Genomic DNA, 23,007 nt, shown 5'->3' with positions numbered 1-23,007 from the left:
GCGCCGGACGCCGGCTCCCGAGGGCTGACGCGCATGCCCGGCGAGCGCGAGGCTCACATGCGGGCGGTCAGGTGCTCAGGCGTCGGGGGCGAACGGCCCCGGGATCTCGCCCGAACCGCGCTCAATCAGCGTGGTCGGGACAGTCAGCGTCGCGAGCTCGAGCTGGTTCCGCGCCATCCGCGCCAGGAGCCGTTCCGCAGCGAGCTCGCCCAGCCGATGAGGATCCTGCGCCACGACGCTCACGCCAGGCTCGAGCAGGTCGAACAGCTGGACGTCGTCGAACCCGACCAACGCCACCTCGTGCTGCGCTCCGCGCTCATGGAGCGCGCGCAGGGTCCCGACGATCATGCGGTTGTGTGCCGCGAAGATCGCCGTCGGCGGCTGCGCGCCGTCGAGCATCCTGTGCACGGCCATCCGCGCGCCCTCCTCGCCGAGGACGCCGGTGAGTCCGATGGCCTCCGTCGGGGGCACGCCCCACCGGTCGAGCTCGGCGAAGAAGCCGCGCTGACGCTCCCGCAGGGTCCAGATCTCGTGATCACCGCCCACGTAGGCGAGCCGGCGGTGCCCGTGCTGCAACAGGTGGCGCGTCGCCGCGACGGCGCCGTCGTAGTTGCACGACACCACCGAGTCGAAGGCGACGGACACGGCCGGCCGGTCGACGAAGACGATCGACGTGCCCCGCGCCGCCTCCGCCGACAGGTACGCCTGGTCACGGGAGACGGTGGTGAGGATGAGCCCGTCGACACGCCGCCGCAAGAACTCCTTGACCACGGTGCGCTCGCGGTCCGCGTCCTCCTCGAAGCTCTGCGCGAGCACGATGATCGAGTGCCGCCGCATCACCGTCTCGACACCGCGGTGGATCGCGGCGGAGAACGCGTCGTCCACGCTCTCGAGCATGAGCCCGATCGCGTTGGTGCGAGCACCCGAACGGCGCAGCCCCCCCGCATAGACGTTGAGCTCGTAGTTGAGCGCCTCCGCGGCACGCTTCACGCGCTCCCTCAGCTCGTCCGAGACATTGGGCTCGCCGTTGAGCACGCGCGAGACCGTCTTGACGCCGACTCCGGCCACCGCCGCCACGTCGCGCATCGTCGCGTAGCGCGGTTCACGAGACGCTTCTGACATCGGTGTCCGACCTCCTGTCGAGCCCTGTTAGCAGCACAAGCCGAGCGGTGCCAACTCCGGCCACGCCCCGATGGTATCGGTGGACCCTGGTGGGCGGGACGCCGTTCGAGGCCCGCCAGTATGACACCGGTATCACCCCGGTGGAAGCGCATTCCCAGCGCCCCTGGCACTCGGCGCCGACGCGCGACCAGTCCAGCAGGGCCCCGAGAGCCCTGGGCGAGAGACCCGGTGGTCGGCGCGACCGCACGCCCGTCCCCGTCGGTGGGGCGCCGCGCGTCCGGTCCGCGCATGGGCCCAGCGAGAGCCGCCTCGGCCACGATGCCGCCGACGGGCGACCGCGCGCGGAGGTCATCAACGACAAAAGGCCAGCGGCTCCTCGGATACCTCCGAGGAGCCGCTGGCCTGGACTTTCTCTGTCGGGCTGACAGGATTTGAACCTGCGACCCCTTGACCCCCAGTCAAGTGCGCTACCAAGCTGCGCCACAGCCCGAACGTTCCCGTGGGAACACGGAGACTCTACCTCACCGAACGGGTGTCTCTCGTCCGCCGCCCGTGCTGTGGGCGTCTCCCCCGCTGATCCCCATGCTGGTCACGACGTCGGGTGTGGCCAGCGTCACGGGGGCTGCGGCGGGCAGGTGGGCCCGCCACGCGGTGGCGACCACGGCGAGGCAGCCGAGCGCGATGGCCAATCCCCCGGCGAACATCTGCGGGTAGCTCCACCACCCGGCCAGGACGGCCAGGGCCGCGGGGATGAAGAAGCCCACGTAGGCGACGGAGTAGTAGACGGCGGTGAGCCCGGCCAGATCGTCGGGGCCGGCGATGCGGCGCACCTCGTTGAGCCCCGCCACGAGCGCGAGCCCGTACCCCATGCCGAGGACGGCGGCGGCGAGGAGTGTGCCCACCAGGGTGAGCCGGGCGCTGGCGTAGGCGCCGAGCCCCATCCCGACGGCGATGATCGCCAGGGCGACCACCGAGGCGCGGGCGCTGTGCTCGCTGTCGATGGCCCGCCCGAGCACTTGGATGCCGATGCCGCAGCCGAGCGTGAGCACGGTGAGCAGCCCGGAGAACGCGATGGGCATCCCCCCGGAGTGCTCCCGCATGAGGCTGGGCAGCACGGCGTAGGCGGAGCCGGCGCAGCCGAAGACCCACGGGGCGAGCGGCAGCACGACTCGGAGGAACCGGCGGTGGCCGGCCGCGGGGATGCGCAGGTCGTCCCGCAGCGGCCTTCGTGCGGCGTCCGCCGCCGGCCGGGTCTCGGGCGCCCTCAGGAGCCAGGCGCCGGAGGCGAGGGTCAGCAGGGCGTGCAGCACGTAGGCGGTGTGGGCGGGCCACGGGCCCCACTGGGCGAGCACGCTCGCGACACCGGCGCCCACGAGGAACCCGAGGGTCAGGGCGAGCGACGCGCGCCGGGCGCCCGCACGCGGGTCGTCACCGGCCTTGTCGGAGAGCTCCGTGATCCACGTGGACCCCACCGCCATCACCAGGCCCAGGGCGGCCCCGCACAGCACACGCCCGATGCCGAGCGCGAGCGGCGAGCCGGAGCCGACGGCCAGCACGAGCGACCCCGCCAGGCTCAGCGGCGCCGCTGGGAGCAGCAGGGGCCGGCGCCCGTACCTGTCGGAGAGCGGGCCGCCGAGCAGCAGCGCGGGCACGATGCCGAGCACGTAGGCGCCCAGCAGCAGGTACACGGTCACGGCGGAGAAGCTGCTCACCTCTTGGTACATGACCAGCAGCGGTGTGAACTCGTTGCCACCCCACGCGACGGCCACCATCGTCGCGGCCACCGCGACCCAGGCGCGGCGCGAGGGGCGGGCGCCGGCCTCGTGGGCTTCCTGGGGGGGCGGTCGCAGGTCGGTGGCGGTCATCGTGCGTCGACGGCCGCGGCGGCCCGCTCGGGCAGGTGCGCGTGGTCGAGGTGGCGGCGCAGCGCGACCTTGAACTCCGCGACCGCCCCGGCGCCGACGGCTGCCGCGAGGTGCTCATGCTGGGTGACGAAGGCCCGCGCACGGCCCTCGTCGCGCCACAGCGACCGGGCGACCATGCGCCGCTGCCGCTCCCGCAGGGTGACGTAGAAGCTGGTGAGCAGCGGGTTGCCGCCCGCGGCGACGATCGTCAGGTGGAACTCGGTGTCGTGCTCCGCGTAGGCGTCGATGTCGCCGCGGTCCAGGGCGGCCCGCTGCTGCTCGATCGACGCGCGCAAGCGCTCCTCCAGCCGCTCGCGGTCGTCGCGGTGCCGCAGCGCCTCGACGGCGTGGACCTCGAGCAGCAGGCGCGCGTCCACCACCGACTGCGCCTCGCCAGCCGCCACGGGCACCACCAGGGCGCCACGCTTCGGGTAGAGCCGCAGCCAGCCCTCGGACTCGAGGCGCAGGAACGCCTCGCGCACGGGCGTGCGGCTCATGGACAGCTGGGCGGCGATGTCGCCCTCGCTGACCATCGTGCCGCCGGAGAGCGAGTCGGTGAGCACCAGCTCCTTGACGTGCGCGTAGGCGCGCTCGGCCGCCGGGGCCGCGGCGCCGGGTGGGGGACGACATAGACACAAGACGAGTCTATGTCGCCGTGGAGGCTGCTCCCGACCCGGCCTCGAGCCTGCGGGTGCGCGCGACCTCACCCTCCGCGGCCACGACCCCCAGCACCACCAGGTCCACCAGCAGCCCCGCGACGGCGGCCCACTGCTCGAGCCGGAACAGGAAGATCTGCGTCAACAGCAGGCTGATCAGCACTGCCCTGCGGAACCATGCGAAGCCGTTCTCGCGGGAGCGGCGCACCACGAGGAGGCCGACGACGGAGCCCGCCCCCGACCCCGCGCCGGAGAGCAGCACCCCCGCCACCACCCAGCCCGGGACGTCGGCGCCGGCGATCCACGCCGCCAGCCCGCGGCCCATCGTCGCGACGGCAGTCCCCGTCAGCACCGCCACCGCCACCCACGGCACCCATCGGGCCCGGACGAGGCGGTACGTGCCCCGCACGACCCATCGGGCGACGGCGCCCGTGACGTCGGGCAGCTCCTCGCGGTCGTCCTCCGCGACGCGCAGCAGGGCGCTCACCTCGGCCGCGCCGTGCTGCTCCCCCGCGGCGCGGACCAGCGCGCGGGCCTGCCGGCGGGCACGCGGGCTGAACCCGCCCACCACGCCCGAGACGGCACGATCGACGGCGCCGGCCAGCAGCTCGCTCGGATCACGCTCGCGGCGCCCGTGCAGCACCTCGGCGAGCAGCACCAGCAGCACCACGACCACGTAGATGAGCGAGGCCGTCGGCTCGTAGAAGTAGTCGTTGTCTGCGGTGACGAACTTGCCGATCTCGTCGACGAACAGCCCGAACCCGATCCCGCCGACGAGGGCGCCGATCGGCCGCACCACCGGCCCGGCATAGGACAGCAGCAGCACCACGGCGACGGCCAGGAGCAGGCCGCCCCACAGCACGTGCGCGATGTGCAGGGTGGCGCCGCCGACTTGCGGGTATCCGGTGGCCGCCAGCGCCCCGCGGGTGAGCAGCACCGTGACGACCGTCGCCACCAGGAACGCGGCGAGATGCTGGGGCGCGGCGGGGTCGCGCGGCAGGCCCGGCCTCAGCAGCAGCGCCCGCCCGGCGAGCGGGGCCGAACCCCCGCCCCGTCCTGCGGGCGCGCCGACGGCGGGGTCGCCGCCGTCGGCCGCCTCACGGGTCACCGCTTGCGCTTCTCCCGCACCCGCACCGAGATCTCGATCGGTGTGCCCTCGAAGCCGAAGTCCTCGCGCAGGCGGCGCTCGATGAACCGCCGGTAGCCCGCCTCGAGGAAGCCGCTGGCGAAGATCACGAACCGCGGCGGGGAGGTCGACGCCTGCGTGGCGAACAGGATGCGCGGCTGCTTGCCGCCCCGCAGCGGGTGCGGGTGGGCGGCGACGAGCTCGCCGAGGAACGCGTTGAGGCGCCCCGTCGGGATGCGGGTCTCCCACGACGCGAGCGCGCGCTCGATCGCCGGGACCAGCCGCTCGGCGTGCCAGCCCGTCTTCGCGGACAGGTTGACGCGAGGCGCCCACTGCACCTGCACCAGGTCCTGCTCGATCTCGCGCTCGAGGAACGGCCTGCGGTCCTCGTCCATCAGGTCCCACTTGTTGAACGCCAGCACGATGGCGCGGCCCGCGTCGATCGCCTGGGAGATGACGCGCGTGTCCTGCTCGGTGAGCTTCGCCGACGCGTCCAGCAGGACGACGGCGACCTCGGACTTCTCGATGGCGGCCTGCGTGCGCAGCGACGCGTAGAAGTCCGCGCCCTGCGACTGGTGCACGCGGCGGCGGATGCCGGCGGTGTCGACGAACCACCACGTCTTGCCCTTGAGCTGCACCAGCTCGTCGACCGGGTCGCGGGTGGTGCCCGCGACGTCGTCCACGACGACGCGCTCGGAGCCGATGATCTTGTTCAGCAGCGAGGACTTGCCCACGTTGGGCCGCCCCACCAGCGCGACGCGGCGCGGGCCGCCCGCGGGGATCGCGGAGCCGTGCTGCGACACCTTGGGCAGCGCGGCCATCGCGGCGTCGAGCAGGTCGCCGGTGCCACGGCCGTGCAGGGCCGAGACCGGGTGCGGCTCGCCGAGGCCGAGGCTCCACAGCTCCGTCGCGTCGGCCTCGACGCGCGGGCCGTCCACCTTGTTGGCGCACAGCACCACGGGCTTGCCGGACTTGCGCAGCAGGCGCACGACGCGCTCGTCGGTGGCCGTCGGGCCGACGGTGGCGTCGACGACGAAGAGCACCGCGTCGGCCAGGGAGATCGCGACCTCGGCCTGCTCGGCGACGCGGGCGTCGATGCCGAGCACGTCGACCTCCCACCCGCCGGTGTCGACGAGCGTGAAGTTCCGGCCCGCCCACTCCGCCGGGTAGCTCACGCGGTCGCGCGTCACACCGGGCTTGTCCTCGACGACGGCCTGACGGCGGCCGAGGATGCGGTTGACGAGGGTGGACTTGCCCACGTTGGGGCGGCCCACGACGGCGAGCACGGGCAGCGGGGCTCCCCCGGGCTCGCCCGCCTGAGCAGCGGCCTCGCTCTCGAGCAGCGCGAGGTCGTCCTCCTCGAGGTCGTACTCGGCGAGCCCGGCGCGCAGGGCCTCCTCGCGCGCGGCATCCGACTGTGCGGTGTCCGACGAGTCGTCGGAGGGGGCGGCGTCAGACGGTGCGGCGTCGGACGGTCCGGGATCGACGTGCGCGGGGTCCAAGGGTGTGTCGGCTGCCGTCGCGGCAGCGTCGTCGGGCATGCCCGCGGTCGGGTCGGTCTCGGTCATGGGCCCATTCTCCCCTGCCCGGGGGCCGGACGACTAATGCGCTGCCCGCGCCTCGCTGTGGGGGTCGTCGGTGGGCAGCGGGAGGCCAGCCCGTTCGGCCGCGTCGGCCACCAGCGCCACCATCGCGACGCGGATCGCCTCATTGGCCTGCGCGACGGCGGCACGGCCCGACGTCCCGGGCGCACGCTCCAAGGTCAGCGGCGCCCCGAACTCCACGACCAGACGCCGCCGGAACCCCGGCAGCCGGCCGACGGCCTCCCCCGTGCGGCGGGTGCCGAGCACAGCCACGGGCACCACGCGGGCGGCGCCGTTGATCGCCAGCCAGGCCACACCCGCGCGGGCGTCGGCCATGTCGCCGCGACCCCGGCTGCCCTCGGGGAACACCCCGACGACGCCGCCGCGGCGCAGCACGCCCAACGCTGTGGCGAGGGATGAGCGGCCATCGCCGTCCACCGAGATCTGGCCCGCGCTGCGCAGCACGGCGCCCACGGGGCCCGTGAACATCGACGCCTTGATCAGCACGTGCGAGGGGCGCGGCGAGGCGCCCACGAGCACCGGGCCGTCGGCGACGCCTGAGTGGTTGGCCGCGAGCAGCACCGGGCCGTCAGCGGGCACATGGTGCGCGCCGATCACCTCGGTGTTCCACATGACGTGCGCGAAGAGCTTGCCCAGCGCGTGGCCCCGCCGGGCCTGCCGCTCGTCGGGTATGCCCGTGGCGTCCCGCGGGGCGGCTGTCCGCGCGGTGGCGTCGGCGCTCATCGGGCTGCCCGCCCGGAGACCTGGGCCACGACGTCGAGCACTGCCTGCACGGTCTCCTCCAGGTCGAGGTCTGATGAGTCGACGGTGACGACGCCGTCGGCCGCGACATGGAACGTCGACACCGTCGAGTCGTCCCGATCGCGTCGCAGCACCTGGTCGCGGGTGGCCTGCACCGCCTCGGCGTCCGCGCTGCCGTGCACCTCCTTGGCCCGGCGGGCGAGCCGCGCCTCCTCGCTGGCGGTCAGCAGGATGCGCACGTCGGCGTCCGGGGCGATCACCGTGGTGATGTCCCGGCCCTCGGCGACGATCCCGCGCCCGTGGGAGAACGACTGCGGCACGCGCTCCGCGGCGATGGCCTCGCGCTGCAGACGGCCCAGCTCGGCGCGCACCTCCAGGTTCGTGGCGACGGCGCTCACCGCCGAGGAGATCGCCGTGGTGCGGATCGCCTCGCCGACGTCCGTCCCGCCCACGTGCACCGTCGGCCCAGCCGGGTCCACCCCGACTGACAGCGGCAGGTCGCGGATGAGCGCGGCCACAGCCTCGGTGTCGGTGAGGGGCACACCCTGCTCGAGGCACCACCACGTCGCCGCGCGGTACATCGCCCCGGTGTCCAGGAACGCGAGCCCGAGCCGCTCGGCCACCATGCGCGACACGCTGGACTTGCCCGAGCCCGAGGGGCCGTCGATCGCGACCACGATCGCCTGCTGGCGCCGCGTGCCGTCCTGAGGTTCCGTGCTCAACTCACCAGTCTCCATCCGCGGGCACTGAGCTCCGCCTCGAGGTGCTCGGACCGTCCGGGCAGCACCGACATCGACGCCATGCCGACGGGGCGGCCGGCTGAGTGCTCGAGCTGGAGGTCCTCCAGGTTCACGCCGGCCTCGCCCACGTCGGCCAGCAGGCGCGCGAGCTCGCCGGGGACGTCGGGGACCAGCGCAGTGACGACCTCGTACACGCGCGCGGCGCCACCGTGCTTGCCGGGGACCCGGGCGACGCCGGTGTTCCCCTGGCCGATGGCCTGCGCGATGCTCGCGAGGGCGCCGAGCTCCACGGTCTCGGGGCCGTTGGCCGCCGCGGCCTGATCGAGCGCCTCGATCACCACGTCGAGGTCGGTGCGCAGGTCCCGCAGCACCGCCGCGACGGCCTCGGCGTTCGCGGCCAGGATCGACGTCCACAGCGCGGGGTCGCTCGCGGCGAGCCGCGTCACATCCCGCAGTCCTTGCCCAGCGAGCCCCAGCGCGGGCTCGCTGGCGTCGCGCAAGCGGGCCGCGACGAGGCTCGAGGCCACCTGCGGCACATGCGACACGAGCGCCACGGCCTCGTCGTGCGCCTGCGCGTCCATCTCCACGGGTATCGCGCCGAGGTCGACGGCGAGCGCGCGCACGGTGAGCAGCGCCTGCGTGGACGACGCCCCGGAGTCCGCGATCACCCAGGGCCGCCCGACGAACAGGTCGGGCACGGCGGCGGCAGGCCCGGACCGCTCACGGCCGGCCATCGGGTGGGAGCCCACGTAACGGCTCAGGTCGGCGCCGGACTCGCGCAGCTCGTCGAGCACATAGCCCTTCACGCTCGCGACATCGGTCACCACGGCGTGCGGCCACGCCGCCAGCTCGGCCCGCACCACGTCAGCGGTCACGTCCGGTGGCGCCGCGACGACCACCAGGGCCGGCGCGGCGTCGTCGGAGGTGGCCGGGCGGCCGGCGCCCACGTCGCGGGCCAGGGCCAGCGCGGTGCGCGACGGGTCGTGCAGCACGACGTCGACCCCGCGCGTGGCCAGGCCCAGACCGACGGACGCGCCAAGGAGCCCGGTGCCGACCACGCGCACCGGGCCCTGGGTCGCGACCGCCTGGGTCACATTCCCACCAGCGCCATGAGGGTGCCCAGCTCCGTCTTGCCGAGCACGCGGGTGCGCCCCGGGCGCAGGTCGCCGAGCTTGATCGGGCCGATCTGCGTGCGCACCAGGCGCGTCACCGGAAAGCCCACCTCCTCGAAGATGCGCCGGACCACGCGGTTGCGCCCCTCGTGCAGCACCAGCTCGACGAGGCTCGCCTGCGCGGTCTGGTCGACGATCCGGAAGCTGTCGACCGTGACGAGGCCGTCCTCCAACTCGATGCCCTTCTGCAGCTGCTTGCCGAGCGACGGGTGCACCCGTCCCTCGAGCTCCGCGAAGTACGTCTTGGGCACCTCATGCGACGGGTGCGCCAGGCGGTTCGCCAGCTCGCCGTCGTTCGTCAGCAGGATCAGGCCCTCGGTCTCGGCGTCGAGCCGGCCCACGTGGAAGAGCCGCTCCTCGCGGTTCTTCACGAACTCGGCGAGCGACGGGCGCCCGTCGGGGTCGTGCATCGTCGAGACCACGCCCAGCGGCTTGTTCAGCGCGATCGTCACCATCGAGGTGTCGAGCTGCACGCGCATCCCGTCGACGTGGATCGCGACCTTCGCCGGGTCGACCCGCACGCCGAGCTCGATGACGGGCACCCCGTCCACCGTCACCCGGCCGGCCGTGATGAGGTCCTCGCACGCGCGGCGCGAGCCCAGCCCGGCCGTCGCGAGCACCTTCTGCAGGCGCACGCCCTCGGGGTCGTGCACGTCGCGCGGCGGCTCGGCGGCGCGTGCCGGCGCCTTGGCGCGCGCCGGTCGTCCCGGCTGTCCCGCGCGTGCTGGACGCTGCTGGCCGCTCCGACCCCCGCCTGCTCCGCGCGGGGCCCCCGCGCGCCCGCCGCCGTCACGTCCACGGCCTGCGCCCGCGGCGCCGCCTCGTCGTCCCTCAGTGCTCATCGTGTCTCCCTGTTCGCCATGTCCACGCCCTCGAGCGCGTCGAAGTCCGGCAGATAGGGCGCAAGTGGAGGCAGCTCATCCAGGCTCGCGAGCCCCATCCGCTCCAAGAAGTATCCCGTGGTCTCGTAGAGCACGGCGCCAGTGCTCGGATCGGAGCCCGCCTCAGCCACCAGTCCGCGCGACGTCAGCGTGCGGACCACCCCGTCGACGTTGACCCCGCGGACCCCCGAGACCTGCCCGCGGGTGACCGGCTGCCGGTAGGCGATCACCGCCAGAGTCTCCAGCGCCGCCTGTGTCAGCCGCGACGTCTGGCCCTCGAGCACGAACCGCCCGACGACCTCGGCGAACGCCGACGCCGAGTAGATCCGCCAGCCGGCCCCCGCATGCCGCAGTTCGAAACCGCGCATCCTGCCCCCGTGCTCGCCGCGATACTCCGCGGCCAACGCCTCCAGCAGGCCCTCGACGCGGTCGGTGGGCAGGGCGAGGACCGATGCCAGGCGCACCGCCGGGATCGGCTCGTCAGCGACCATCAGCACGGCCTCCAGGGCGGCGAGCGCGCCACCCGGCAGGTCGTCGACGTCGAAGGCGAGCTCGTCGGCCTCGACCGCCGGGCCGTCAGCGTCCGGCGCGCTCAGCGCGTCGAGGTCGGGAGGGGTCTGGCTCATGCGTCGGGCTCCTGGGGGGTGGTGCTGGGGCCGGCTGTGAGATCCGCCACGTCGAAGTCGTCGGAGACGAGCACCTCGCCGTCCTCGGCGCCGGTCCACCGCACGGTGAGCTCGCCGAGCGGCGTGACCTGGTCGAATCCGACGGCGCCCTCGCGGAAGAGCTCGAGGAGCGCGAGGAAGCGCGACACCACCATGAGGGTGGAGTCCGCGTCGGCGGTCAGGGCCCGGAAGGTCGCGGAGCCGCCGCGCCGCAGCCGCTCGACCAGCAGCCCCGCCTGCTCGCGCACCGACACGGCCGGGGCGTGCAGATGGCTGAGGTCCACGCCCGGCGGCGGGGCCTTGGGGGCCAGCGCCCTCGCGGCGAGCGCGGCGAGCTGCTGGGGGCCGATCTGCCACACCAGCTCCGGAAGCAGCGCCGCGAGCTGCGGCTCGAGGGTGACCGAGCGCGGGAACCTGCGCCCTTCGGCGGTGAGCCGCTCGCCGATGTCCCTGGCGACCACCTTGTAGGCGCGGTACTGCAGCAGCCGCACGAACAGCAGGTCGCGCGCCTCGAGCAACTCGAGGTCCTCGGCGTCCTCGACCACGCCCTGCGGCAGCAGGCGGGCCGCCTTGAGGTCCAGCAGCGTCGCCGCGACGACCAGGAACTCGCTGGCCTGGCTCAGGTCCCAGGACTTGCCCCCGGCGGCGGCGGCGCGCTCGGCCGCGCGGATGTGGGCGATGAACTCGTCGGTCACCCGGGCGAGGGACACCTCGGTGATGTCGAGCTTGTGCTTCGAGATCAGCCCCAGCAGCAGGTCGAACGGTCCGCTGAAGTTGTCGAGGTGCACCTCGAACGGGCTGGTCCCCGACGGCGAGGGCATGTCTCCGCCGGTGGGGGCTGCCGCCTGCTGGGCGGCTTCGTGGGCAGCGGGCGCCTCGGCGACCAGGCTAGGCGGCGTCGCCACGGGCGATGAGCTCGCGCGCGAGCTGCCGGTAGGCGCTCGCCCCGCTGTGGTTCGACGCGTAGGTGATGATCGGCTCCGCCGCGACCGAGGAGTCCGGGAACTTCACCGTGCGCCCGATGACCGTCTGCAGCAGCGTGTCGCCGAAGGCCTCGTGCACCCGTGCCACGACCTCGCGGGCGTGCAGCGTCCGAGAGTCGTACATGGTGGCGAGGATCCCGTCGACCTCGAGGCGCGGGTTCAGGCGGTCGCGCACCTTCTCGATGGTCTCCACGAGCAGCGCGACGCCGCGCAGCGCGAAGAACTCGCACTCCAGCGGGATGAGGACGCCGTGGGCCGCCGTGAGAGCGTTGACGGTCAGCAGCCCGAGCGAGGGCTGGCAGTCGATGAGGATCACGTCGTAGTCGTCGAGGGCGGGCCGCAGGACCCGGGCCAGGATGGACTCGCGGGCCACCTCGGAGACGAGCTGCACCTCGGCCGCCGAGAGGTCGATGTTGGCCGGCAGCAGGTCGAGGTTCGGAATGTCGGTGCTGCGCACCACCTCGGCGAGCGAGGCGCTGCGCTCCATCATCAAGTTGTAGACCGTGCGCTCCAGCTCGTGCGGGCTGATGCCCAGGCCCACGGAGGCCGCGCCCTGCGGGTCGAAGTCGACAATGAGCACCCGGCGGCCGACCTCGGCGAGAGCCGCCGCGAGGTTGATCGTGGTGGTCGTCTTGCCGACGCCACCCTTCTGGTTGCACATCGCGATGACGCGGGCCGGGCCGTGCGAGGCCAGCGGCGCGGGCTCGGGGAAGCGCGGCAGGGGTCGACCGACGGGGTCGAGCTCCATCTCGGTCATCTGCTCGGTTGCCACGCTGACAACCTACCGGAGCGCGCGCGCCATGCGGCTGCGACATCCCGGACACGCCCGGAGGACTCCTAGGACGCGGGAGCCGGGGTCCGCGCTGCCGACGGCTCTCCGCGCCGGATCGCGCGCGGGTGTGCCGTGGCGTAGACCTCGCGGAGCGTGTCGCGTGTCACCAGCGTGTACACCTGCGTCGTGGTCACCGACGCGTGCCCGAGCAGCTCCTGGACCACCCGGACGTCGGCGCCCCCCGCCAGCAGGTGGGTCGCGAAGGAGTGGCGCAGCGTGTGCGGCGAGATGTGCGCGGCGGCGGGCAGCCCCGCCCGCTCGGCGGCGGCGCGCAGCACCGCCCACGCGCTCTGCCTGCTGAGCCGGGCGCCACGCGTGTTGAGGAACAACGCGGGGACGCCACGCCCCCCGGCGGCGAGCGCCGGGCGCGAGCGCACGAGGTAGGCCTCGACGGCCTCGATCGCATAGGAGCCCACCGGGACGATGCGCTCCTTGTCGCCCTTGCCGAGCAGGCGCACCGCGCCCCGCCCGGGCGTCAGGTCGAGGTCGTCGACGGTGAGGCCCACGGCCTCCGAGATGCGCGCGCCCGTGGAGTAGACGAGCTCGAGGAGCGCGCGGTCGCGCAGCGGGATCGCGCCCTCCCCTGCCGATGCGGCCTCTAGGAGTCGCTCGACGTCGGCGGTGGAGATCGCCTTGGGCAGCCGCTTGGGCTGCGCGGGGGGCCTGACGGCGCTGGCCGCGTCGCTGCCCGTCAGGCCCTCGAGGGCCCAGAAGCGGTGCAGCCCGCGCACCGCGACGACGCTGCGCGCGGTGGACGAGGCCGAGAGCGCGCTGCGCCCGTCCGAGCCGGTGCGCACCACGGTGACGAAGTCCTCGACGTCGGCCTCGGTGACGTCGCCGGGGAGCTCCCGGCCGCGCGCCGCGAGGTGGTCGAGGTAGCGCAGCAGGTCCCGTCGGTACGCGGAGAGGGTGTGCGGCGAGAGCCCGCGCTCGACCGTCAAATGGGCGAGGTAGTCCTGCAGGATCCGCTGCAGCGCCTTCTCGGACATCGCCCGACCCTCGTCAGAGGGGCAGGAAGACATCCACCGCGATCGCGACGGACAGCAGCGTGAGGTAGGTGATCGAGGCGTGGAAGACCTTCATCGCGCCGAGCTTGCCGCGCGAGGGGTCGAGGGCCCGCCGGTACAGGCCGATGCATGACGCGAGGAACCAGCCGCCGAGCACCAGCGCGAGCACGCCGTAGACCCAGGTCATCCCCGCGACGGGCATCAGGAGCAGCGAGCAGGCGATCATCGCGATCGTGTACGCGATCATCTGCCGCGCGACCTTCGTGTCCGCGGCCACGACGGGCAGCATCGGCACATTCGCCGCGGCGTAGTCGCGGCGGAACTTCATCGACAGCGGCCAGTAGTGCGGCGGCGTCCAGAAGAAGATCACGCCGAACAGCAGCACCGCGGCCCAGGAGACCCCGCCGGTGACGGCGGACCAGCCGATGAGCACCGGCATGCAGCCGGCGGCTCCGCCCCAGACGATGTTCTGCGGGGTGCGCCGCTTGAGGATCATCGTGTAGCCGACGACGTACAGCAGCACCGCTAGGGCGGTCAGCGCCGCGGAAGCGACGTTGACGAGCAGCGCGAGCCAGGCGAGCGAGATGATCGCGAGCATCCAGGAGAAGACGAGCGCGGCGCGCGGGGTGATCTCACCGGTGACGAGCGGCCGCCGCTTGGTGCGGTTCATCACCTCGTCGATGTCGCGGTCGAGGTAGCAGTTGAAGGAGTTCGCGGCGCCGGCCGCCGCTCCCCCGCCGATCAGCGTGGCGAGCATCAGGCCGATCGACGGGAAGCCGCCCTCGGCGAGGATCATCGTCGGGATGGTGGTCACCAGGAGCAGCTCGATGACGCGCGGCTTGGTGAGCGAGACGTAGTTGGCGAGAGTCCGGCGCGCGGACTGCCACCACTGCGAGTCGCGACTGGCGTCGAGCGGCGGCACGACGGCGGGCCGCGCGACGGCGCCGGCGGGTGCGCTGGCCTCGACAGGAGGTCGCCAGTCTCCCGCTGCTCGGGCGGACGCCCCGGCATCATCCAGGGGGGCTGGGCTCGTGGTGCGCACGCGCTACGGACTTCCGTTCTTCAGCAAAGCGGGACCTTCGTCGGATGCCCATGCTACGGCGCTGCCCGACAGGACAGGCCTTCCGCCGCGTCCGGCGGGCCGCGGCAGGTGTGACATTGGCCGGAGAATCAGGCGGAAAGCGCTTACCAAGATCTGAGAGCGTTCACTCCACGACCTCCCAAGCGAGATAGGGTCGAACCTCACGAGTAAGCCACGCGCCCGTTTCCGGGCTGAGCACAGCTCGTGGCCGGCGTCCATCGACGGGCTGCCGGACAGTTCGATCCAACGCCCTGGGCGCAAGAGGCCCGGGCGGGAATGAGGTGCGGTGAACGCCAAGGCCCCCGAGGCCCAGTCAGTCGGCTGGAGCGAGCTCGACAAGAAGGCAGTGGACACGGTGCGTGTCCTGGCCGCAGATGCCGTGGAGAAGGTCGGCAACGGCCACCCCGGCACCGCGATCAGCCTTGCCCCAGCGGCGTACCTGCTCTACCAGAACGTGATGAAGCACGACCCCGCCGACCCGAGCTGGCTCGGCCGCGACCGCTTCATCCTGTCCGCGGGCCACTCGAGCCTGACGCAGTACCTCGAGCTCTACCTCGCGGGCTACGGCCTCGAGATCGAGGACATCGAGGCGCTGCGCACCTGGGGCTCCAAGACCCCGGGCCACCCCGAGTACAAGCACACCACCGGTGTGGAGATCACCACCGGACCGCTCGGCCAGGGCCTCGCGTCCGGTGTCGGCTTCGCCATGGCGGCGCGTCGCGAGCGCGGCCTGCTCGACCCCGAGGCCCCCGCCGGCGAGAGCCCGTTCGACCACTTCGTCTACGTCATCGCCTCCGACGGCGACCTGCAGGAGGGCGTCACCAGCGAGGCCTCCTCGATCGCCGGCACCCAGCAGCTCGGCAACCTCGTGGTGCTGTGGGACGACAACCACATCTCCATCGAGGGCGACACCGACATCGCCTTCACCGAGGACGTCCTCAAGCGGTACGAGGCCTACGGCTGGCACGTGCAGTTCGTCGACTGGACCGCGGGCGACGACGGCTACACCGAGAACGTCGACGCGCTGAACGCCGCGATCGAGGCCGCCAAGCAGGTCACCGACCGCCCGTCCTTCATCGGGCTGCGGACGATCATCGCCTGGCCGTCGCCCTCCAAGCAGAACAGCCACAGCGCACACGGCTCCAAGCTCGGCGCCGACGAGGTCCGCGCGCTCAAGGAGGTCGTGGGCTTCAACCCCGACACGTCCTTCGACGTCGACCCCGAGGTCATCGCGCACACCCGCGGCCAGGTCGCCGCGCGCGCGAAGGCCGCCAAGGAGCTGTGGCAGCCGAAGTACGACGCCTGGCGCGCCGCCAACCCGGACCGGGCGGCCCTGCTCGACCGGCTCGTCGAGGGCAAGCTGCCCGAGGGCTGGGACGCCGCGCTGCCGACGTTCCCCGCCGGCAAGGCCATCGCCACCCGCGCCGCCTCCGGCGAGGTGCTCTCCGCGCTCGCCGAGCCGCTGCCCGAGCTGTGGGGCGGCTCCGCCGACCTCGCCGGCTCGAACAACACCACGATGAAGGGCGAGCCGTCCTTCCTCCCCACGGAGCGCTCCACGAAGGAGTTCGCGGGCAACCCCTACGGGCGCACGCTGCACTTCGGCATCCGTGAGCACGCGATGGGCTCGATCCTGTCGGGCATCGCGCTGCACGGCCTCACGCGGCCCTATGGCGGCACGTTCCTCACGTTCAGCGACTACATGCGCGGCTCCGTGCGCCTCGCGGCGCTCATGGGCGTGCCGGTCGTCTACGTGTGGACGCACGACTCGATCGGGCTCGGCGAGGACGGCCCCACGCACCAGCCGGTGGAGCACCTCGCCGCGCTGCGCGCCATCCCGGGCCTGGACATCGTCCGCCCGGCCGACGCCAACGAGACGGCAGCGGCCTGGAAGGCGATCCTCGAGCGCCCGCACGGCCCCGTCGGCCTCATCCTCACCCGCCAGAACGTCCCCACGTTCCCGCGCGGCGAGGACGGCTACGCCACCACGGACGGCGTCGAGCGCGGCGCCTACGTGCTGCTCGAGGCGTCGACCGGCACGCCGGACGTCATCCTCATCGGCACCGGCTCCGAGGTCCAGCTCGCGGTCGCCGCGCGTGAGGCCCTCGAGGCGCAGGGCGTCGCCACGCGCGTCGTCTCCGCCCCGAGCCTCGAGTGGTTCGCCGAGCAGGACGAGGCGTACCGCGAGCAGGTCCTGCCGTCGTCGGTCCGCGCCCGCGTGGCCGTCGAGGCCGGGATCGCGCTGCCCTGGCACCGCCTCGTCGGCGACGCCGGTCGGGTCATCTCGCTCGAGCACTACGGCGCCTCGGCGGACTACGAGCGCCTGTACCAGGAGTTCGGCATCACGGCCGAGGCCGTCGCCGAGGCCGCGCACGAGTCCATCGCCGCGGCACGCGGCCAGCACGCGCCGGCCTCCGACGCGGGGACGCCGACGCAGAGCGGGACCGGCGACCAGATCGTCTGATAGCCCGCCATGCGAGGAAGGGGATCCACCATGACCGAGGCCACCACCAACCCGCTCGACCGGCTCAGCAGGGCCGGCGTGGCGGTGTGGCTCGACGACCTGTCGCGCGAGCGGCTCCGCACGGGCAACCTGGCGGGGCTCGTCGCCGACCTCCACGTCGTCGGGGTCACGACCAACCCGTCGATCTTCGCGAGCGCGCTCGCGAAGGGCGACGCCTACGACGCGCAGCTCGGTGAGCTCGCGTCCGCCGGCGCCGACATCGACGCGGCAGTGTTCGCGATCACGACCGACGACGTGCGGGAGGCGGCCGACGTGCTGCGTCCCGTGTACGACGCGACGGACTGCGTCGACGGTCGGGTCTCGATCGAGGTGGATCCCCGCCTCGCGCATGACACCCGGGGCACGATCGACTCGGCGAAGGCCCTCTGGGCTGCCGTCGACCGCCCCAACGTCTTCATCAAGATCCCGGCGACCCTCGAGGGCCTGCCGGCGATCACCGCGGTGCTCGCCGAGGGGATCAGCGTCAACGTGACGCTGATCTTCTCGCTCGAGCGCTACGCGGCCGTCCTGGACGCGTTCCTCGAAGGCCTCGAGCGCGCCCACGACAACGGCTACGACCTGCGCACGATCGGCTCGGTCGCGTCGTTCTTCGTCTCCCGCGTGGACGCCGCCATCGACCCGCGGCTCGACGCCCTCGGCACGCCCGAGGCCGCCGCGCTGCGGGGCAAGGCGGCGATCGCGAACGCCCGCCTGGCGTTCGGGCTGTACGAGGAGGTCGTCGCGGGCGACCGGTGGCAGGGCCTCGCCGAGCGCGGCGCCCACCCGCAGCGCCCGCTGTGGGCCTCCACCGGCGTCAAGGACCCGGCCTACCCCGACACGCTCTACGTGTCGGAGCTCGTGGTCGCGGGGGTCGTCAACACGATGCCCGAGGCCACGCTGCTCGCCTTCGCCGACCACGGCGAGGTGGCCGGGGACACCGTGTCCGGCTCGCAGCAGGCCTCCGCCCAGGTCGTCTCGGACCTCGCCGCGCTGGGCGTCGACCTCGACGAGGTGACCGCACAGCTCGAGGTCGAGGGCGTCCAGAAGTTCGTGGCGAGCTGGGACCAGCTCCTGGCCACCGTCTCCACCGGCCTCGGCCAGGTGGCTCGGTGAGCCCGGCCGACGTCACCGCCGAGCACAACCCACTGCGGGACCCGCGCGACCGGCGGCTGCCCCGGATCGCCGGCCCCTCCGGCCTGGTGATCTTCGGCGTCACCGGCGACCTCGCGCGCAAGAAGCTCATGCCGGCGGTCTACGACCTCACCAACCGCGGCCTCCTGCCGCCCGGCTTCGCGCTCACCGGCTTCGCGCGCCGCGACTGGGACACGCGGCAGTTCGCCGAGATAGTGCACGACTCCGTCAAGGAGCACGCGCGCACCCCGTTCCGTGAGGCGACATGGCGCCAGCTCGCGGAGGGCATCCGCTTCGTGGAGGGCTCCTTCGACGACGACGCGGCCTTCGACCGGCTCAGCGACACCGTGCACGAGCTCGACGAGGTGCGCGGCACCGAGGGGAACCACGCGTTCTACCTGTCGGTGCCCCCGAGCTCCTTCCCGGTGGTGTGCCGCCAGCTCGCGCGATCCGGGTTGTCCCAGCCCCGCGAGGGCACCTGGCGCCGGGTCGTCATCGAGAAGCCCTTCGGCCACGACCTGGAGAGCGCGCGCGAGCTCAACGCCGTGGTCTCCGAGGTCTTCCGGCCCGATGACGTGTTCCGCATCGACCACTATCTCGGTAAGGAGACGGTCCAGAACATCCTCGCCCTGCGGTTCGCGAACCAGCTCTTCGAGCCGATCTGGAACGCCAACTACGTCGACCACGTGCAGATCACGATGGCCGAGGACATCGGCATCGGGGGCCGCGCCGGCTACTACGACGGCATCGGCGCCGCGCGCGACGTCATCCAGAACCACCTGCTGCAGCTCCTCGCGCTGACCGCGATGGAGGAGCCCGTCTCCTTCGACGCGGAGGGCCTGCGCGCTGAGAAGACCAAGGTCCTCTCAGCGGTGCGCCTGCCGAAGGACCTGGGCAAGCACACCTCGCGCGGTCAGTACTCCGCGGGCTGGCAGGGCGGCGAGAAGGTCGCCGGGTACACCGAGGAAGAGGGCTTCAACCCCGGCTCGACGACCGAGACGTTCGCCGCGATCCGCGTCGACATCGACACCCGCCGCTGGGCCGGGGTGCCGTTCTACCTGCGCACCGGCAAGCGGCTCGGCCGCCGCGTCACCGAGATCGCCGTGGTCTTCAAGAAGGCCCCGCACCTGCCGTTCGAGTCCACGGCCACCGAGGAGCTCGGCAAGAACGCCCTGGTCATCCGCGTGCAGCCCGACGAGGGCGTCACCCTGCGCTTCGGCGCCAAGGTGCCCGGAACGGCCATGGAGGTCCGCGACGTCACAATGGACTTCGGCTACGGCCACGCGTTCACCGAGTCCTCGCCGGAGGCCTACGAGCGGCTCATCCTCGACGTGCTGCTGGGCGACCCGCCGCTCTTCCCCCGCCACGAGGAGGTCGAGCTGTCCTGGAAGATCCTGGACCCGATCACCGAGTACTGGGCCACCCACGGCAAGCCCGACCCGTACCGCTCTGGCACGTGGGGCCCGGCGTCCGCTGACGAGATGATGGCCCGCGACGGCCGCGCCTGGAGGATCCCGTGATCATCGACCTTCCCGGCACCACCACCCGGGCGATCAACAAGCGCCTGGTGAAGGCTCGTGACGAGGGCGGCGCCGTGGCCCTGGGGCGCGTGCTCACGCTCATCATCGACGCCGCGGGGCACGACCCCGAGGAGTCGATCGCCGCGGCCAATCAGGCCAGCCGCGAGCACCCGTGCCGCATCATCGTGCTCCTCGACCAGCCCGGCGACGCGCCCGCCTCGCTCGACGCGCAGATCCGCCTGGGCGGCGACGCGGGCGCCAGCGAGGTGATCCTGCTGCGTGCCGCCGGGGCACTGTGCCGTCACGCGGACACGCTCGTCATCCCGCTGCTCCTGCCCGACGCGCCGATCGTCGTGTGGTGGCCGTACGAGGTGCCCGAGAATCCCGCGGAGCACCCCGTCGGCAAGATGGCGCAGCGCCGCATCACCGACTCCGTCAGCTCCGCCGTCCCGTCGGACGCGCTGCGCCACCTCGCGTCGGTGTACTCGGACGGTGACTCGGACCTCGCCTGGACCCGCACGACACTGTGGCGCGGGCTCATCGCCGCGACGCTCGACCAGCCGCCCTACGAGGAGGTGCAACGCGCACTTGTCGTCGGGGAGAGCACCCACCCGTCGGTGGACCTCATGGCCGCGTGGCTTGCCGAGGCGCTGCGATGCCCCGTCGACGTCGAGCGCGTCGCGGGCGCCCCTGCGATCACCCAGGTGCGCCTGGAGCGCAAGAGCGGCCCCATCGTCCTCGACCGGCCGGACGGCAAGACCGCTGCCCTCTCGCAGCCGGGCCAGCCTGAGCACCGCATCGCGCTGCCGATACGGCAGTTGCGCGAGTGCCTCTCCGAGGAGCTGCGCAGGCTCGACCCCGACGAGGTCTACGGCGAGGTGCTCCGCAAGGGCCTCCTGAGGATCGAGTCATGAACCGCCTCGTGGTCGTCCACCCGGACGCCGCCATCCTCGCCGAGGCGACGGCGGCGCGGCTCCTGACCCGGATCCTCGACGTCCAGTCGCAGCGCAGCCCGGTGCACGTGGTGCTCACCGGCGGCACCGTCGGCATCGCCACGCTCGCCGCCGTCGCCAGCCACCCCGTCCGCACTGCCGTGGACTGGTCGCAGGTGCACGTGTGGTGGGGCGACGAGCGGTTCCTGCCCGACGGCGACTCGGATCGCAACGAGACCCAGGCGCACGACGCGCTGCTGCGCTCGCTCGGCGACGTGCTCCCCGCGGCCCACGTGCACGCGGTCCCCGCGCCCAGCGCCGAGGTTGCCACCCCGGAGCAGTCGGCGGCACTGTACGCCGACGAGCTCGCCCGGTGGGCGCCCTCCGGCGCCGACGTCCCCGCGTTCGACGTGCTGCTCCTCGGCATGGGACCCGACGGCCACGTCGCGTCGCTCTTCCCCGGGCATTCGGCGCTCGAGGCCTCCGGCGTCGCCACCGTCGGCGTGCACGGCTCCCCCAAGCCGCCAGCGGAGCGCATCTCGCTGACCTTCGATGCGATCCACGCCGCCCGTGAGGTCTGGGTCGTCGCGGCCGGCCCGGAGAAGGCCGAGGCCGTCGCCCTGGCGCTCTCAGGCGCCCCGGTGGACCAGACACCCGCAGGGGGCGCACAGGGCCAGGAGCGGACCCTGTGGCTGATCGACGCCGCTGCCGCCGGGACCGTGGCGGCCGACTGACCCCGCCGCCTGGCGCGCATGAGAAGAGCGCCCGACCCCCATCGGGTCGGGCGCTCTTCTGCTGCGTGGTGCGGTGCGCTCAGCGGCGTCCGCGGCGGGCGCGCAGGGCGGCCAGCGCCTCGTCGAGTATCGCCTCGCCGTCCTCGTCAGAACGACGCTCCTTCACGTACGCGAGGTGCGTCTTGTACGGCTCGTTGCGCGAGGGCGCAGGAGGGTTCTCCTGGTCCTGGCCGCCAGGGAATCCGCAGCGGGGGCAGTCCCAGGTGACAGGCGCCTCCTCGGCGGCCTCCTCGGCGAAGCTGGGGCGCGTCTCGTGACCGTTCGCGCACCAGTAAGAGATCCACACACGCGGCGCGCTGTCGCCCCGCTCGGCCTCGCCCATCGGGCCGGCGCCGACTCGCGATCCGCGGATCGCACTCCCACTCGCCATCGAGTTCCCCCCTCAACCCACGCGCTGGATCAGGCCCAGCAAGACGATGATGACGGCCCACAGGATCGCCACGGTCACCGTGATGCGGTTGAGGTTCCGCTCGGCGACGCCGGAGCTGCCCGCGCTCGAGGTGATGCCGCCGCCGAACATGTCGGACAGACCGCCGCCTCGACCCTTGTGCAGCAGGACCAAGGGGATCATCAGGAAGCTGGAGAGCACCAGCAGGACCTGGAGGGTGATGCGCAGGGCGTCCACGTCGGGGGTCTGTCCTCACTCGTGCGGGGCGTCACCGAGAGGTGATCGCGTCAAGACTAGGCGATCCAGCCTAGGCGACGGCACACCATGTTCGCCAACATCCGGGCGAACGAGTGCGCGCGCCGCCGACCTGCCGGTGGGCGCGCGAGCCGGAAGTGGCCCGCACGCCCACCAGGGGTGGTGCGCTAGACGGTCAGAGACCGACCTCGTGCGCCTGGAAGCGCGCGATCTTCGCGAACTCCTCGGCGTCGAGGCTCGCGCCGCCGACGAGCGCGCCGTCGACGTCGGGCTTGGCCATGATCGAGGCCACGTTGCCCGACTTCACCGAGCCGCCGTACAGCACGCGCACGGCGTCGGCGACCTCCTGGCCGTACAGCTCGGCCAGCTTGCCGCGGATCGCGCCGCAGACCTCCTGCGCGTCCTCCGGGGTGGCCACCTCGCCGGTGCCGATGGCCCAGACGGGCTCGTACGCGATGACGACCTTCGCGGCCTGCTCGGCGGTGATGCCCGCCAGCGAGCCCTCGAGCTGGGTCAGCGTGTACGGAACCTGCTCGCCAGCCTTGCGGATGTCCAGGCCCTCGCCGACGCACACGATCGGGACGATGCCCGCGCCGAAGGCCGCGACGGCCTTGGCCGCGACGATCGTGTCCGTCTCGTGGTGGTACTCACGACGCTCCGAGTGGCCGACAGTCACGTACGTGACGCCGAGCTTGGAGAGCTGCGCCGCCGAGACCTCGCCGGTGTACGCGCCGCTGGCGTGCTGCGAGATGTCCTGCGCGCCGTAGCCGAGCTCGAGCTTGTCGGCGTCCACGAGCGTCTGCACGGAGCGGATCGACGTGAACGACGGCAGCACGACGACCTCGGTCGTGGCGTAGTCGAACTTGCCGTCCTTGAGCGTCCAGGCCAGCTTCTGCACCAGGTGGATGGCCTCGTTGTGATCGAGGTTCATCTTCCAGTTGCCCGCGATGAGCGGGATGCGGGTTGTCATGGC

The 23,007-nt window shown here is 73.0% G+C and carries 22 protein-coding genes and 1 tRNA gene; 5 read left to right on the top strand and 18 right to left on the bottom strand.

The features are described 5' to 3' along the window. Positions 1–75 precede the first annotated feature (75 nt). From BN3788_RS16055 to BN3788_RS15985, 15 genes are all read right to left on the bottom strand, one after another. Positions 76–1,122 (bottom strand): LacI family DNA-binding transcriptional regulator, encoded by a 1,047-nt coding sequence (locus tag BN3788_RS16055; protein WP_234346693.1) that lies wholly within the window; start codon positions 1,120–1,122, stop codon positions 76–78. Positions 1,123–1,538: 416 nt separating this feature from the next. Then, positions 1,539–1,612: transfer RNA gene (locus tag BN3788_RS16050), tRNA-Pro, on the bottom strand. A gap of 31 nt (positions 1,613–1,643) precedes the next feature. Next, the gene (locus BN3788_RS16045; protein ID WP_082813001.1) at positions 1,644–2,987 is read right to left on the bottom strand and encodes an MFS transporter; all 1,344 of its coding nucleotides are present in this window, start codon (positions 2,985–2,987) and stop codon (positions 1,644–1,646) included. Further along, entirely contained in the window at positions 2,984–3,664 is a 681-nt protein-coding gene (locus BN3788_RS16040) for a GntR family transcriptional regulator (protein WP_066588288.1), read from the bottom strand. The genes BN3788_RS16045 and BN3788_RS16040 overlap by 4 nt, the downstream gene beginning before the upstream one ends. 7 nt (positions 3,665–3,671) lie before the next feature. After that, a complete protein-coding gene (locus tag BN3788_RS16035) occupies positions 3,672–4,790 on the bottom strand; it encodes a hypothetical protein (protein WP_234346692.1) in 1,119 nt (372 codons plus the stop codon). Then, entirely contained in the window at positions 4,787–6,376 is a 1,590-nt protein-coding gene (gene der / locus BN3788_RS16030; protein WP_234346691.1) for a ribosome biogenesis GTPase Der, read from the bottom strand. The genes BN3788_RS16035 and der overlap by 4 nt, the downstream gene beginning before the upstream one ends. 33 nt (positions 6,377–6,409) lie before the next feature. Then, a complete protein-coding gene (locus BN3788_RS16025) occupies positions 6,410–7,135 on the bottom strand; it encodes a lysophospholipid acyltransferase family protein (RefSeq protein WP_082813000.1) in 726 nt (241 codons plus the stop codon). Continuing rightward, positions 7,132–7,890 (bottom strand): (d)CMP kinase, encoded by a 759-nt coding sequence (gene cmk / locus BN3788_RS16020; RefSeq protein ID WP_066588286.1) that lies wholly within the window; start codon positions 7,888–7,890, stop codon positions 7,132–7,134. The genes BN3788_RS16025 and cmk overlap by 4 nt, the downstream gene beginning before the upstream one ends. Then, positions 7,872–8,987, bottom strand: a complete 1,116-nt coding sequence (locus BN3788_RS16015; RefSeq protein WP_066588280.1) for a prephenate dehydrogenase — start codon at positions 8,985–8,987, stop codon at positions 7,872–7,874. Before BN3788_RS16015 ends, cmk begins: the two co-directional genes overlap by 19 nt. Then, positions 8,984–9,907 carry a pseudouridine synthase gene (locus tag BN3788_RS16010; RefSeq protein WP_066588279.1) on the bottom strand — a complete coding sequence of 308 codons (924 nt, stop codon included), beginning with the start codon at positions 9,905–9,907 and terminating at the stop codon, positions 8,984–8,986. Before BN3788_RS16010 ends, BN3788_RS16015 begins: the two co-directional genes overlap by 4 nt. Next, positions 9,904–10,572: an SMC-Scp complex subunit ScpB gene (gene scpB, locus BN3788_RS16005; protein WP_066588273.1), complete on the bottom strand. Its 669-nt coding sequence runs from the start codon at positions 10,570–10,572 to the stop codon at positions 9,904–9,906. Before scpB ends, BN3788_RS16010 begins: the two co-directional genes overlap by 4 nt. Continuing rightward, positions 10,569–11,516 carry a segregation and condensation protein A gene (locus BN3788_RS16000; RefSeq protein WP_066588271.1) on the bottom strand — a complete coding sequence of 316 codons (948 nt, stop codon included), beginning with the start codon at positions 11,514–11,516 and terminating at the stop codon, positions 10,569–10,571. Before BN3788_RS16000 ends, scpB begins: the two co-directional genes overlap by 4 nt. Further along, entirely contained in the window at positions 11,500–12,351 is an 852-nt protein-coding gene (locus tag BN3788_RS15995) for a ParA family protein (protein WP_066588268.1), read from the bottom strand. The genes BN3788_RS16000 and BN3788_RS15995 overlap by 17 nt, the downstream gene beginning before the upstream one ends. Positions 12,352–12,431: 80 nt before the next feature. Continuing rightward, entirely contained in the window at positions 12,432–13,415 is a 984-nt protein-coding gene (locus BN3788_RS15990; protein WP_082812999.1) for a site-specific tyrosine recombinase XerD, read from the bottom strand. Positions 13,416–13,428: 13 nt separating this feature from the next. After that, complete coding sequence (locus tag BN3788_RS15985) at positions 13,429–14,355, bottom strand: heme o synthase (protein WP_066588263.1); 927 nt, start codon at positions 14,353–14,355, stop codon at positions 13,429–13,431. Positions 14,356–14,800: 445 nt separating this feature from the next. On the opposite strand from BN3788_RS15985, the gene tkt reads away from it, so the two are divergent. Genes tkt through pgl form a run of 5 tightly spaced genes read left to right on the top strand, consistent with a single transcriptional unit; the run spans position 14,801 to position 21,331 of the window. After that, complete coding sequence (tkt, locus tag BN3788_RS15980; RefSeq protein ID WP_066588261.1) at positions 14,801–16,975, top strand: transketolase; 2,175 nt, start codon at positions 14,801–14,803, stop codon at positions 16,973–16,975. Positions 16,976–17,005: 30 nt separating this feature from the next. Next, positions 17,006–18,127 (top strand): transaldolase, encoded by a 1,122-nt coding sequence (gene tal, locus BN3788_RS15975; protein ID WP_066588258.1) that lies wholly within the window; start codon positions 17,006–17,008, stop codon positions 18,125–18,127. After that, on the top strand, positions 18,124–19,665 hold the full coding sequence (gene zwf / locus BN3788_RS15970) for a glucose-6-phosphate dehydrogenase (protein WP_066588256.1): 1,542 nt from the start codon (positions 18,124–18,126) through the stop codon (positions 19,663–19,665). Before tal ends, zwf begins: the two co-directional genes overlap by 4 nt. Continuing rightward, positions 19,662–20,579, top strand: coding sequence for a glucose-6-phosphate dehydrogenase assembly protein OpcA (locus BN3788_RS15965; protein ID WP_066588253.1), 918 nt, complete (start codon positions 19,662–19,664; stop codon positions 20,577–20,579). The genes zwf and BN3788_RS15965 overlap by 4 nt, the downstream gene beginning before the upstream one ends. Then, complete coding sequence (gene pgl, locus BN3788_RS15960) at positions 20,576–21,331, top strand: 6-phosphogluconolactonase (RefSeq protein ID WP_066588251.1); 756 nt, start codon at positions 20,576–20,578, stop codon at positions 21,329–21,331. The genes BN3788_RS15965 and pgl overlap by 4 nt, the downstream gene beginning before the upstream one ends. Before the next feature lie 79 nt (positions 21,332–21,410). Here the strand turns inward: pgl and BN3788_RS15955 are convergent, their stop codons facing one another. The 3 genes from BN3788_RS15955 to tpiA form a co-directional block, all read right to left on the bottom strand. Further along, positions 21,411–21,761 (bottom strand): RNA polymerase-binding protein RbpA, encoded by a 351-nt coding sequence (locus tag BN3788_RS15955; protein ID WP_066588248.1) that lies wholly within the window; start codon positions 21,759–21,761, stop codon positions 21,411–21,413. 12 nt (positions 21,762–21,773) lie between these two features. Next, positions 21,774–22,016 (bottom strand): preprotein translocase subunit SecG, encoded by a 243-nt coding sequence (gene secG / locus BN3788_RS15950; RefSeq protein WP_082812997.1) that lies wholly within the window; start codon positions 22,014–22,016, stop codon positions 21,774–21,776. Positions 22,017–22,209: 193 nt separating this feature from the next. After that, positions 22,210–23,004: a triose-phosphate isomerase gene (tpiA, locus tag BN3788_RS15945; RefSeq protein ID WP_066588245.1), complete on the bottom strand. Its 795-nt coding sequence runs from the start codon at positions 23,002–23,004 to the stop codon at positions 22,210–22,212. Between the last annotated feature and the right edge of the window lie 3 nt (positions 23,005–23,007).

Source organism: Cellulomonas timonensis, assembly GCF_900046455.1.
Classification (GTDB): Bacteria; Actinomycetota; Actinomycetes; order Actinomycetales; family Cellulomonadaceae; genus Cellulomonas_A; species Cellulomonas_A timonensis.
Note: the sequence above shows the minus strand (reverse complement) of the source record. Positions and strands in the feature narration are given on the sequence as shown.

Coding starts and splice junctions, on each gene's coding strand:
- BN3788_RS16055 (WP_234346693.1), bottom strand. CDS start 1,122: ATGTCAGAAGCGTCTCGTGAACCGCGCTACGCGACGATGCGCGACGTG.
- BN3788_RS16025 (WP_082813000.1), bottom strand. CDS start 7,135: ATGAGCGCCGACGCCACCGCGCGGACAGCCGCCCCGCGGGACGCCACG.
- cmk (WP_066588286.1), bottom strand. CDS start 7,890: ATGGAGACTGGTGAGTTGAGCACGGAACCTCAGGACGGCACGCGGCGC.
- BN3788_RS15995 (WP_066588268.1), bottom strand. CDS start 12,351: ATGACCGAGATGGAGCTCGACCCCGTCGGTCGACCCCTGCCGCGCTTC.
- tpiA (WP_066588245.1), bottom strand. CDS start 23,004: ATGACAACCCGCATCCCGCTCATCGCGGGCAACTGGAAGATGAACCTC.
- pgl (WP_066588251.1), top strand. CDS start 20,576: ATGAACCGCCTCGTGGTCGTCCACCCGGACGCCGCCATCCTCGCCGAG.
- der (WP_234346691.1), bottom strand. CDS start 6,376: ATGACCGAGACCGACCCGACCGCGGGCATGCCCGACGACGCTGCCGCG.
- BN3788_RS16010 (WP_066588279.1), bottom strand. CDS start 9,907: ATGAGCACTGAGGGACGACGAGGCGGCGCCGCGGGCGCAGGCCGTGGA.
- tal (WP_066588258.1), top strand. CDS start 17,006: ATGACCGAGGCCACCACCAACCCGCTCGACCGGCTCAGCAGGGCCGGC.
- BN3788_RS15955 (WP_066588248.1), bottom strand. CDS start 21,761: ATGGCGAGTGGGAGTGCGATCCGCGGATCGCGAGTCGGCGCCGGCCCG.
- BN3788_RS15990 (WP_082812999.1), bottom strand. CDS start 13,415: ATGTCCGAGAAGGCGCTGCAGCGGATCCTGCAGGACTACCTCGCCCAT.
- BN3788_RS16045 (WP_082813001.1), bottom strand. CDS start 2,987: ATGACCGCCACCGACCTGCGACCGCCCCCCCAGGAAGCCCACGAGGCC.
- scpB (WP_066588273.1), bottom strand. CDS start 10,572: ATGAGCCAGACCCCTCCCGACCTCGACGCGCTGAGCGCGCCGGACGCT.